At 64.8% G+C, this 9,346-nt stretch carries 14 protein-coding genes; 9 read left to right on the forward strand and 5 right to left on the reverse strand.

The genetic code is table 11. The features are described from left to right. Window positions 1-65: 65 nt before the first annotated feature. Together ACFFC4_RS21665 and ACFFC4_RS21670 are read right to left on the reverse strand one after the other, a co-directional pair. On the reverse strand, window positions 66-878 hold the full coding sequence (locus ACFFC4_RS21665) for a transposase (protein WP_375504744.1): 813 nt from the start codon (window positions 876-878) through the stop codon (window positions 66-68). Beyond that, window positions 875-1,231 carry a transposase gene (locus ACFFC4_RS21670; RefSeq protein ID WP_375504746.1) on the reverse strand — a complete coding sequence of 119 codons (357 nt, stop codon included), beginning with the start codon at window positions 1,229-1,231 and terminating at the stop codon, window positions 875-877. Before ACFFC4_RS21670 ends, ACFFC4_RS21665 begins: the two co-directional genes overlap by 4 nt. Window positions 1,232-1,767: 536 nt before the next feature. Here ACFFC4_RS21670 and ACFFC4_RS21675 point away from each other — a divergent pair. Then, window positions 1,768-2,463, forward strand: a complete 696-nt coding sequence (locus ACFFC4_RS21675) for a dienelactone hydrolase family protein (RefSeq protein WP_375504748.1) — start codon at window positions 1,768-1,770, stop codon at window positions 2,461-2,463. A 74-nt stretch (window positions 2,464-2,537) separates the two neighbouring features. Next, complete coding sequence (locus ACFFC4_RS21680; protein ID WP_375504750.1) at window positions 2,538-2,999, forward strand: hypothetical protein; 462 nt, start codon at window positions 2,538-2,540, stop codon at window positions 2,997-2,999. 177 nt (window positions 3,000-3,176) lie between these two features. Here the strand turns inward: ACFFC4_RS21680 and ACFFC4_RS21685 are convergent, their stop codons facing one another. Continuing rightward, window positions 3,177-3,560 (reverse strand): hypothetical protein, encoded by a 384-nt coding sequence (locus ACFFC4_RS21685; RefSeq protein WP_375504752.1) that lies wholly within the window; start codon window positions 3,558-3,560, stop codon window positions 3,177-3,179. A 74-nt stretch (window positions 3,561-3,634) separates the two neighbouring features. Here ACFFC4_RS21685 and ACFFC4_RS21690 point away from each other — a divergent pair, with 74 nt between their 5' ends. From ACFFC4_RS21690 to ACFFC4_RS21720, 7 genes are all read left to right on the forward strand, one after another. Next, on the forward strand, window positions 3,635-3,805 hold the full coding sequence (locus tag ACFFC4_RS21690; protein WP_375504754.1) for a hypothetical protein: 171 nt from the start codon (window positions 3,635-3,637) through the stop codon (window positions 3,803-3,805). A 120-nt stretch (window positions 3,806-3,925) separates the two neighbouring features. After that, window positions 3,926-4,258 carry an Lsr2 family protein gene (locus tag ACFFC4_RS21695; RefSeq protein WP_375504756.1) on the forward strand — a complete coding sequence of 111 codons (333 nt, stop codon included), beginning with the start codon at window positions 3,926-3,928 and terminating at the stop codon, window positions 4,256-4,258. Window positions 4,259-4,434: 176 nt separating this feature from the next. Further along, window positions 4,435-5,079 carry a hypothetical protein gene (locus ACFFC4_RS21700; RefSeq protein WP_375504758.1) on the forward strand — a complete coding sequence of 215 codons (645 nt, stop codon included), beginning with the start codon at window positions 4,435-4,437 and terminating at the stop codon, window positions 5,077-5,079. Window positions 5,080-5,135: 56 nt separating this feature from the next. Then, entirely contained in the window at window positions 5,136-5,357 is a 222-nt protein-coding gene (locus ACFFC4_RS21705; protein WP_375504760.1) for a hypothetical protein, read from the forward strand. A gap of 338 nt (window positions 5,358-5,695) precedes the next feature. Then, window positions 5,696-5,920: a hypothetical protein gene (locus ACFFC4_RS21710; RefSeq protein ID WP_375504762.1), complete on the forward strand. Its 225-nt coding sequence runs from the start codon at window positions 5,696-5,698 to the stop codon at window positions 5,918-5,920. A gap of 294 nt (window positions 5,921-6,214) precedes the next feature. Next, window positions 6,215-6,709 (forward strand): GNAT family N-acetyltransferase, encoded by a 495-nt coding sequence (locus ACFFC4_RS21715; RefSeq protein WP_375504764.1) that lies wholly within the window; start codon window positions 6,215-6,217, stop codon window positions 6,707-6,709. 169 nt (window positions 6,710-6,878) lie between these two features. Then, a complete protein-coding gene (locus tag ACFFC4_RS21720) occupies window positions 6,879-7,613 on the forward strand; it encodes a class I SAM-dependent methyltransferase (protein WP_375504766.1) in 735 nt (244 codons plus the stop codon). A 39-nt stretch (window positions 7,614-7,652) separates the two neighbouring features. Here ACFFC4_RS21720 and ACFFC4_RS21725 read toward each other — a convergent pair whose 3' ends face one another. Together ACFFC4_RS21725 and ACFFC4_RS21730 are read right to left on the reverse strand one after the other, a co-directional pair. Further along, the gene (locus tag ACFFC4_RS21725; protein WP_375504768.1) at window positions 7,653-8,120 is read right to left on the reverse strand and encodes a cytidine deaminase; all 468 of its coding nucleotides are present in this window, start codon (window positions 8,118-8,120) and stop codon (window positions 7,653-7,655) included. Window positions 8,121-8,213: 93 nt separating this feature from the next. Continuing rightward, entirely contained in the window at window positions 8,214-8,810 is a 597-nt protein-coding gene (locus tag ACFFC4_RS21730) for a hypothetical protein (RefSeq protein ID WP_375504770.1), read from the reverse strand. Between the last annotated feature and the right edge of the window lie 536 nt (window positions 8,811-9,346).

Here is a 9,346-nt window from a genome sequence, read left to right on the forward strand (position 1 = left end):
GACCTTGGCCAGGCACTGGACGTGACCCCATTCAACAAGTAGCCGCGTTGAGCGCCACCGCGCTCTCATGCCGCGTTTCGGGCTACCGCGCTGTCATGTGCCGAACGGGCGACTCTGCCGATGAGCAGTGAGACGATTCCTGCGGTATCCAAGTTGGAGGTCCGCGCCATCCCTGGTCTACGGACGTCGCGCGAAGGCTTGAAGACGCCGCTACTGGCGATTGGATCAACGAGCGACTGCTGGATCACCCAACGACGGGAACCACCCAACGCAGCGCATCGCTTCCATGTTGGTCTTGCCGGCGGCGGTTTTGTGGTCGTAGTAGGTGCGTGCTTCATGCCGTGGCGCAGCGCGGTGAGGGCCATGATGTGCAGCGTGTGGTTGATCCGCCGGTTCCCTGCCCGGGACAGCCGATGCCGGTGCTGGTCACCGGAGGAAGCGTCGAGCGGTGCGGTGCCGTTCCAGGACGCGACGCGGCCTTTGTCGGCGAAGCGGGTGATGTCCCCGACGTCGCCGAGCAGCCGCGCTGCACCGGAGGCTCCGATCCCGGCCAGCTCTATCAGGGTGGAGCCGGTGGCCGCGATCAGCTCGTGCAGTTCGGTGGTGGCGGTCTTGATCCGCTGGTCGATCGCGACCAGTTCGGCGATGTGCTCAGCCGCGAGACGATGCCTCGTCCGCCCGACGACGTCACGCGGTCGCACGCTCGCGAGCAGCGCCTTGGCCTGGGCTGCGGACAGGTCCTTCTTCGCCCCGCCGGGCAGCAACTCCAGCAGCAGCCGGTGGATCCGGTTCACCGTCTGCGTGCGGGTGACGCCGAGCTCGTCGCGCCGGTCGATCGACAACCGCAGCGCCACCGTCGCATCATCGGCCGCGATCACCCGCAGGTTGCTGCTGCGCAGCCCGACCAGGGCGACCGAGGCGCGTCCACCGGGTCGGTCTTGCGGCCCTGGCCGGTGGAGAACACCCGCGCCCGCGCCGACAGCGTCGCCGGCACATCCACGACCGGCTCACCGTCGGCGACGAGCCGCTGCGCGAGGTGCCGGCCCACACCGTTGCAGCCCTCGACGGCCCACACCCGGTCCGGGTGCTTCCGGCCGGCCGCGAGCATGGCTTGGTAGCCGTCCCGGTCGGTGCCGAACCGGCCCTGGTCCAGGACCTGTTCCCGGCTGTTGATCACCTCGATCGTCGCCGATCGCTTGTGCGGATCCATCCCGATCACTACTCGTCCCACGCTGCTCACCTCGTCCTAGTTGACCGACAGAAATCGACGAGGAGGGCAGCGCTACTTCGAGCTGGGCAGACCCCTCTTGAGCCTCTCCACGCCAGACGGTGATCGGCGGGATCGCATGCCATGAGTGAGTCTCACGAAACCGCCGTGGACAGCCGCGTTGCGAGCGCCCCACCGACCACCTCGACCAGACCTTGGCCAGACGCTGGACGTGACCCCATTCAACAAGTAGCCGCGTTGCGAGCGCCCCACCGACCACCTCGACCAGACCTTGGCCAGACGCTGGACGTGACCCCATTCAACAAGTAGCCGCGTTGACGGTCGGAACTGATGGCCAGGCTGACTGCACTTGCAGCCGGAGGCGCGCTCCGAACTCGGCCCATTTCTTGGGAGGCAGCGAACGCGCTCTTCATCCATCGCCGACGCCTTGGCAACCCCCTGCGTCCTGTCTCGGCCCGGGAGGGCAGGCTTGTTGCGATCCACCCGCACGGATGGCCTCCGGAGTTACCTCCCGGCCCACCACCACATCAAGGAGTTTCATGGCTGAGCAGCCTTTCCAGAACGTCACCTTCCCGAGCAACGAGGGAACGGCCCACGGCTATTTCGCCGTGCCCGAGAGCGGGTCCGGACCCGGGCTTATCGTGATCCAGGAATGGTGGGGGCTGGACGACGGCCTCAAGAAGGTCGTCGACCGCTTCGCCGCCGAGGGGTTCGTCGCGCTCGCCCCCGACCTCTACGGCGGCCGCGTGGCCCACGACTCGGACGAGGCCGGGCAGATGCTTTCATCGCTGCCCGTCGCGCAGGCGACCAAGGACCTCTCTGGTGGTGTCGATTTCCTCATCGGCCACGATGCGGTCAAATCTTCGACCGTCGGCGTTGTCGGCTATTGCATGGGCGGGGCCTTCGCGCTGCTCCTGGCCGCCCAGCAAGGCGACCGCATCTCGGCAGCCGTGCCCTATTACGGCGTCGGCCCTGGCACCCCCGAGAGCTACGCCGGGATCACCGCTGCGGTCCAGGGCCACTACGGGACGCAGGACCAAATAATGTCGGCCGACGAGGCCCGTAACACCGAGGAGCAGATCCGGTCCGAGTCCGGTGCCGAGGTCGAGTTCTTCTACTACGACGCCGGTCACGCCTTCATGAACCCGGACGACAAGATGGGTACCCACAAGCCCGAACTCGCCGAGCAGGCCTGGTCACGCACCCTTGAGTTCCTACGTTCCAAAGTGCAGTGAGGCTGTCCCGCGGCGGAGCGCCTTTCGCGTCCCGCCGCGGGCTCCCCGCCGCCGGCAGGCGTCACCGCGCTCTCATGCCGCTGTTAGGTGCTGCCGGCACGGTTTCTGCAACGATCAGGTTCGTGGACGAGGCCGATAAGTTTCGCAAGAAGGTCCGGGATCTCAGTGTCGAGACGCGCGAGCTGCTCGCGATGGGCGCGAGCTACTGGGACGGGCCGGGTCACGCTGATCGGCGCTTTGCTGCGCTGATGAAGTTCGCTGAGCGCGAGCACCCTGATCTGCAGTTCAGGCGTATTGCGGCCAGCTTGAGAGCGAACGAGCCCCTCTCGGTCCTCGACTTGACCCGCGCGTTGCTGGCAATTGAAATTGGCTGGGTCAGCGCCGTGCTGGGGCCAAGCGATTGGGAGAACGTGTACGGCCTCGATCAGGACTCAGAGACGTTGGAGGCACTGCGGGCTGCGCAGGACGAGCTGAGCGACCGAGGTATACCGGCCAGCGGCACCGATCCCTTCGGCTTCGATCGATCGCCGTTCTGACTGGCTAAGCGTTTTGCCGCGTTCTTATGGGGCGCGAGGGCGAAGCCACCACTCAGGGGCGTCGAGCGGAGCGATGCCGTGAGCCGTCCGATAGCGGAGCGGCAGGTGACGTTCCGTCCGCATACCTAGCGCCAAACCTAGATAGGCGGAAGTTCACGTCCGAATCAGACGCGCGATTCAGCCACACCCCTCTAATCGCTGCCGACCAGCGCTTGTCTCGGCGACCACGCGCTTCGATCGCATCAATGACCGCGGACCTTGATCGACCGGCTCCAGCAACTCCTCAAGCGGTCCAGCAGCGACGAGCCCCACCTCGTCGTCGTCCGTGGCCACCTCCAGCAGCGAGGCGATGAGCTCGACCGCCCCCTCCCAGGCCGGTTCACCGACGAGGTCGTGCACGCAGTCCCATGCATCCATCTCGGCGGTGGCTCGGGCGCGGTTTGGAAGTCGTTGATAGCGCCAGTAGTTCGCGGCAAGGTCGGCTAGTGACGACCATTCCCGCACGGTATCGAATCCGTCGAGCCGCACACGTCCATCCGGGCCCACCCACGCGCTGTCCATCGTCCGATTGTCCATAGGCCGCTAGCGCTCCCTTGCCGCGGTGAGCGCCGTGGTCGTTGGCCTAAAGTTGTCGCGTGCCTTCTCGCAACGGCTGGGTTCCGCTCGGCCTGACGATCGTTGGCATTGCTGTGGCCCTCTTGCTGTCGGTCGCATTTGACGGAGGGTGGCGCTGGCAGCTGATCATCCCAGCGGTGGTGATCGCTGCGATCTCAGCGTTCAGCTGGCGTGTAGCCCGCCGCCCCTGACGCTTGTTGCTCGAGCTCATGCCGCTTAGCTTAGAGCGCCGTCCCAGCTGGTCTGTGCCGGAGATGACGGTGTGGGCGCTGCGGTAGGAGCGACTCCCTAAAGCACGAGATACTGGTGTCATGGCAAAGAAAATAGTTACGACGACCGAGTTCACCGACGATCTGGACGGCGGCGTAGCCGCCGGCACTGTTTCCTTCAGCTTCGACGGCAGCAACTTCGAGATCGATCTCAGCAAGAAGAACCGCAACGCTATGCAGAAGGCGCTCAAGCCCTACATCGAGCACGCCCGCAAGACACGCTCTGCGCGAACCCGGCATACCACGACCAGCACAGCAAACCGCCGAAGCGACCTCGCCGCCATCCGCACATGGGCGACAGACAACGGGTTCAAGGTCTCCGAGCGTGGCCGGATCAGCCAAGAAGTCACCCAGGCTTACAACGCCGCTCACTGACATCCGGCCTCCGCCGCAGCGCTTTTATTGGCACGCCCGGCGCGACCGAATCGCCGTCACGAGCAAACGCACCGATCATTTCGATGACAGGGTGTCGAGACCGGTCGTTCGTGTGATGATCGTGGGCGTCGCCGGCGGCTTCTTCGGAAGGGAATCGCGTGCGGTTGGGTGAGCAAATGGTCGACGCGATCGATCACTGGGGTGCACCCTTTCAGGTGGACGCAGCGCTTCGCGTTGTCACCAGCCGCGGCGTTGGCTACATCGACGGAAACGTGCACACTCACCGGGGGCGCTTCGGCGTCTGGTACCCAGAGATGCGCGACGGCCTGGCAACGAGCTTGGACGAGGTCGAGTCGATGACGGACGAGGCCTCGATCTGGATCACCGGGTTCCTCGAAGGAGACTCACCCGACCTCTACGATTACCTCGGCGCCGACGTCGACGAGACCCCCGAGGAGCTCGCGCGGTGGCAGGCCTTCTGCGCCCGGTTCGTGCAGACCGGCGTATGGCCGGCTCTCAACGCAAGACCGACCCAGCCCGTTCCAATCAGTGACGCGGGGCGTATCCACATGAAGCTCGAGGGCTGGATCCCTTGGTCCTACGTGGGCGAGCGGGTGTGGGTCCAGCGCGCCGATGCATGGGTCGAGGCGGACCCGCAGCCCGACGTCGATGCGTGGGGGTTCCTGCACGACAGCACCTGCCAACACCAAGGGTGGCACGAGAACCTCGACGATCTTCCTGCGGAGTGGGAGATCTGTGTCGACTGCGGCTTCGTCCACTTCCAGCCAGAAGTCGATCACATCGCCCTGAACGAGGCCTGACCCACAACCGCGCTCCTCCCGCCGCGTTGGGGGTGCCTGCGTCCGTGCGACGCGGGATGATCAGCGAACGATTCAAGTTGTTCGGGCTGAATGTCGAGGCCAAGAGCCTGGATCGTGCCGAAGAGGCCGAGCACTCAAGGTTCATGAACCTCAACGATGAGGTACTCGTACAAGTACAACGGCTTCAGCGTCCTGGCCGTGTCCAATACGGCGGCTTCGGCGAGCTGATCGACGATGGCTGGAACGTCGAGGACATCGCTTCCGTCGTCGACTCGTGACCCACAGCTTCGTATCTATCGCTGACCTTCATACTGCCGATCGCCGGGTTCGTGAAACAGGCCGGTGTCACCGACGTCGACGATGTCATCTCCTGGGTACAGGCCATTCTCGAGCAGAGTCGATCGGGCAAGGTTCTCCCCAGACCCCTGGTATGTGACGAACTCAAGCGGGCCGGCGTCTCCAACAACCCGGCGAGCGCAGTCACGCTGTGGAGCGATGCCGCTGGAAGTCACGCCGCGGGTCTCACAGCGCTGAACGCTGGACTGCGTATCGACGAGATCGTCCAATCGCGCTCTCAATGCCGCGTAGTGCGCGGCCCGCATGCGACCCTGACGTCGTGGAACAGGCACCCGAGCAGTGGTCGACGCTGCACTTCTCGCAGAGCAACCCGAGGGCGGCGGCCAGGGGCGATGTGTCGGCACTGCTGCGACGAGTTGCCGTCAGCCTCGATCTGCTCGGCGACGTCCAAGTCGGCGACATCACCTTCCACTCGGAGATGACCGACGGCGAAGACGATCTGACCATGACCGTCTATTACGACCGCGAGCCACGACGGCGTTAACCCACCGCGCTCTCATGCCGCGTTGAGCGCCACCGCGCTCCAGCACGGGCTGCAGACGTGGCCGGAGGAAAGCTGAGCTCCGTCAGCGTCATCTGCGAGAACGTGTACGGTCGGCGATCCGCCTTCGGGTCTGACGGGCTCACGATCCATGTCGTGGACGCCGTCAAGAATTGGGTTCGACGAGCGGGGCACTAACTTCGACGCTTCGCGCATTGGCGAATGGGCCGCGAGAGCTGAACGGTCCGCCCCACCGGGCAAGAGTGCGAGCACGCCGCTGTGTGCCAGGCTCGCTGTATGGGCAATCTCGAGCCGCTCCGATCGGGTCACGCAGAAGCGGTGCTGGCCTTCGAACGAGGCAACCGCGCGTACTTCGCTACTTCGATCTCGGACCGTGGCGACGCGTTCTTCGAGCAATTCGCTGCGCGTTTCCAAGACTCCCTCGCGGAACAAGACGCGGGCAACTGCGCGTTCTTCGTCCGCCTCGACGACGACGGTGAAGTCATCGGTCGGTTCAACCTCTACGACGTCGCGAACGGAAGTGCCAAGGTCGGCTACCGCGTGGCCCTGTGCGCCGCTGGTCAAGGCATCGCAACAGCGGCGGTACGGGAATTGTGCGAGATCGCATCGCGCTTGGGACTCCACACTCTCACCTCCGCTACCTCCCGTGGCAATATCGCGTCCCAGAAGGTGCTTACCAAGGCTGGCTTCGAGCCCGCCGGCGAAGCGGATCCGTCTGAACTCGGCGGCAAGCAGGGCGTCCGATATCGACGCGGCCTCAGCGCAGTTTGACGAGGGTCGACCTTCCGAGACGAGGGGCATCTGGCGAGGATCAATTCCGGAAGCGGATTGGCTTGTGGGACGGAGAGCCCACCGAGTCGCCAATATCAAGGCGGTCTCATGCCGCATAGTGCACCATCGCGCGTTGGGTCGGGTCGTCAGACCCACCTACTATCAAGCGATGCCGGATCCCATCTTCGCGCATCCACGTCTGGCGCAGGTCTATGACACATTCGACGGGCCGCGTGACGACCTTGCCGCCTACGTTGCGATAGCCGATGAGCTGAATGCGCGACGTGTAGTCGACCTCGGCTGCGGCACCGGCAGCCTTTCTCTCTTACTGGCGCGCACCGGTCGGCACGTTATCGCCCTTGACCCAGCTCGAGCCTCCCTCGACGTTGCGCGAGCCAAGCCGCACGCAGAGGAAGTTACCTGGGTCGAAGGCACTTCAGCCGTCATCCCCGCTGACGCGAATGCAGATCTTGTTGTGATGACCGGCAACGCTGCGCAGGCCGTAGTCGAAGATCAAGAGTGGACTGCGTTGCTACACGATGTCTACAGATCACTTGTCCCCGGCGGCTGCTTCACCTTCGAGACCAGACGGCCCGAGCGGCGTCCTTGGGATGCGTGGGCAACCGCAGGCGAGCCGGTGACAGCCAACATCCCCGGCCTGGGGGTCGTAGAGCAACGCAGGCAGCTCATCAAAGTCGACCTACCACTTGTCTCATTCCGGCTGACCTACCGCTTCCTCAATGAGGACACCACACACAGCTCAGACTCCACGCTGCGCTTTCGCGGCCAAGAGGAACTCACAGCCTCGCTTATGGCAACCGGCTTCACCGTCCGCGACGTGCGAGAAGCGCCCGACCGGCCCGGCCGCGAGCTTGTATTCCTCGCCCACCGCCCCCGAGACTGAACAATCCGCGGACGGTCCAGGGACGCTCCCCGTTTGCTTTCAGCAGACTGCGCTACCGCGCTCTCCTGCCGCGTTGAGCGCCAGCGGGGGCTTTGACGTGCAACCTGGCTCAGGTTGTCCAGCCGGGGTCGACCTCGTCCGGGACGCGACCATCCAGTAGTCGGGCAAGATCGCTTTCAGGGTCTTCCACACGATGACGCTCGGGTCGACAGCGTCTGCGACCGCAACCTGCACCGCTGGTCCGTACACGGCCAGTCGTTCACGGCAGGCGCCACACGGGGCCAGCACGACCACTTGGCCACCAGGTCGCCGATGCAGGCAGACGGAGGCGACGATCGCCTGATTGAGCCGGTAAGCGCCGCAGTAGGGCTCCACCTCGTGGCAGACCTCCACCGAGGGGTTCACCGCCGTCGGCGCGGTCCCGGTCAAGATCGTTCCGTCGGCCAGCAGCATGGCTGCCGCGCCACGATGCTTGTCATCCGGGAACCGCTGATCAATGAGCTCCATGCACGCTGCCACTGTGTCTCAAGCAATGACGCGACCATGGTCTGGCAGCCTAGCGACGCACCGCCAGGCCGTGCTATGCCGCGCTGTCTAGGGTCAGGAACCCGACGAGCTGGCGCTGGCGATGGGTGGCGCGATCCCCGATTGACCGAATATGGCGGGGTAATGCGGGCTGATCCATTTTCCGAAGGCGCCGGTTCGACCCGAAGCAGTGAGACTGACGATCTCCCGTCCCTGTGCATCGCAGACGACGAGGTCGCTGCCTACGAACGCATACTGTCCCGGCGCACCGAACAGGGCCGTGTTCAGTTTGCTGACATCCCTGGCTGTCAAGGTTTCAGGAGTGGAGTCAACGACATGCACGAAGGCAGCTGGCCCGTCAGCGTCGAGTAGCCGAACGTCGGCAAGCTGCATGTGTGCTGCAGAAACGACGGAACGAAAGGAAGCGCGCAGCACGGCGCCACTTTTGCCCGCCGCCGAGAACGACTGTCTTGGAACAACATCCCCGTTCGCGACCTGCGACAGCTGCGCAGTGGAGCCGTCTGGCTTTCGGGCCGTCACAACCACGCCAGCAATAACGTTACCGAGGTCTGCCTGACCGTCATTGGCCAGCTCCGCGACGGCACCCTCGACCAAATTCGTCTCCCAGAGGGCATGCGTCGTGTCATCACCCGAGAGATTGTCGAGCTTCACGGTGACGTCCAGCCAGGGAGCACGCGAAGCGAAACCGCGCGGCGCTGCCCCGACACGGGCACTGACGATGCGAGTCCCGCCTAGACCATCAACCACTTGCCGGAGCGCCGTTGGCACGTCCAACGGCCCAGCCGAGCTGCTGTGCCCCCCAACTGGCGCGAGCTGTGCTGGGCTGACAGTCCGTACACCATTACTTGAGCTCGACCGGACCTCCCGCTGTGCGGAGGATTGTTCAGTCCAGGCGCCGCCCTTCTCATTCCGGCCCGACCCGCAGGCTGCCAGTAACAGCGCAACAATGACGCTCGCGGTCGCTACCCTCACATACCGCTTGACGCACCTCACTGGCTGAGGATGGCCGCTAGCGCTCGGACGAGCTCGTCAAGCCGCTGAACATCGCGTGAACTCCCTCGCTGTCCGTCGCAGGGCCGCAATAACCGCTCATGCCACGTTGAGCGCCACCGCGCTCTCATCAGCGTGAGTCGTTTTGGTCAAGCTGTTGGTCGGTGCCCTGGCCCGTCGTCGGTCCCTGCATAGCT

This window comes from uncultured Jatrophihabitans sp., from assembly GCF_964244045.1.
GTDB lineage: Bacteria > Actinomycetota > Actinomycetes > Mycobacteriales > Jatrophihabitantaceae > Jatrophihabitans.

Coding starts and splice junctions, on each gene's coding strand:
- ACFFC4_RS21675 (WP_375504748.1), top strand. CDS start 1,768: ATGGCTGAGCAGCCTTTCCAGAACGTCACCTTCCCGAGCAACGAGGGA.
- ACFFC4_RS21680 (WP_375504750.1), top strand. CDS start 2,538: ATGCCGCTGTTAGGTGCTGCCGGCACGGTTTCTGCAACGATCAGGTTC.
- ACFFC4_RS21685 (WP_375504752.1), bottom strand. CDS start 3,560: ATGGACAGCGCGTGGGTGGGCCCGGATGGACGTGTGCGGCTCGACGGA.
- ACFFC4_RS21695 (WP_375504756.1), top strand. CDS start 3,926: ATGGCAAAGAAAATAGTTACGACGACCGAGTTCACCGACGATCTGGAC.
- ACFFC4_RS21700 (WP_375504758.1), top strand. CDS start 4,435: ATGGTCGACGCGATCGATCACTGGGGTGCACCCTTTCAGGTGGACGCA.
- ACFFC4_RS21705 (WP_375504760.1), top strand. CDS start 5,136: ATGATCAGCGAACGATTCAAGTTGTTCGGGCTGAATGTCGAGGCCAAG.
- ACFFC4_RS21715 (WP_375504764.1), top strand. CDS start 6,215: ATGGGCAATCTCGAGCCGCTCCGATCGGGTCACGCAGAAGCGGTGCTG.
- ACFFC4_RS21720 (WP_375504766.1), top strand. CDS start 6,879: ATGCCGGATCCCATCTTCGCGCATCCACGTCTGGCGCAGGTCTATGAC.
- ACFFC4_RS21725 (WP_375504768.1), bottom strand. CDS start 8,120: ATGGAGCTCATTGATCAGCGGTTCCCGGATGACAAGCATCGTGGCGCG.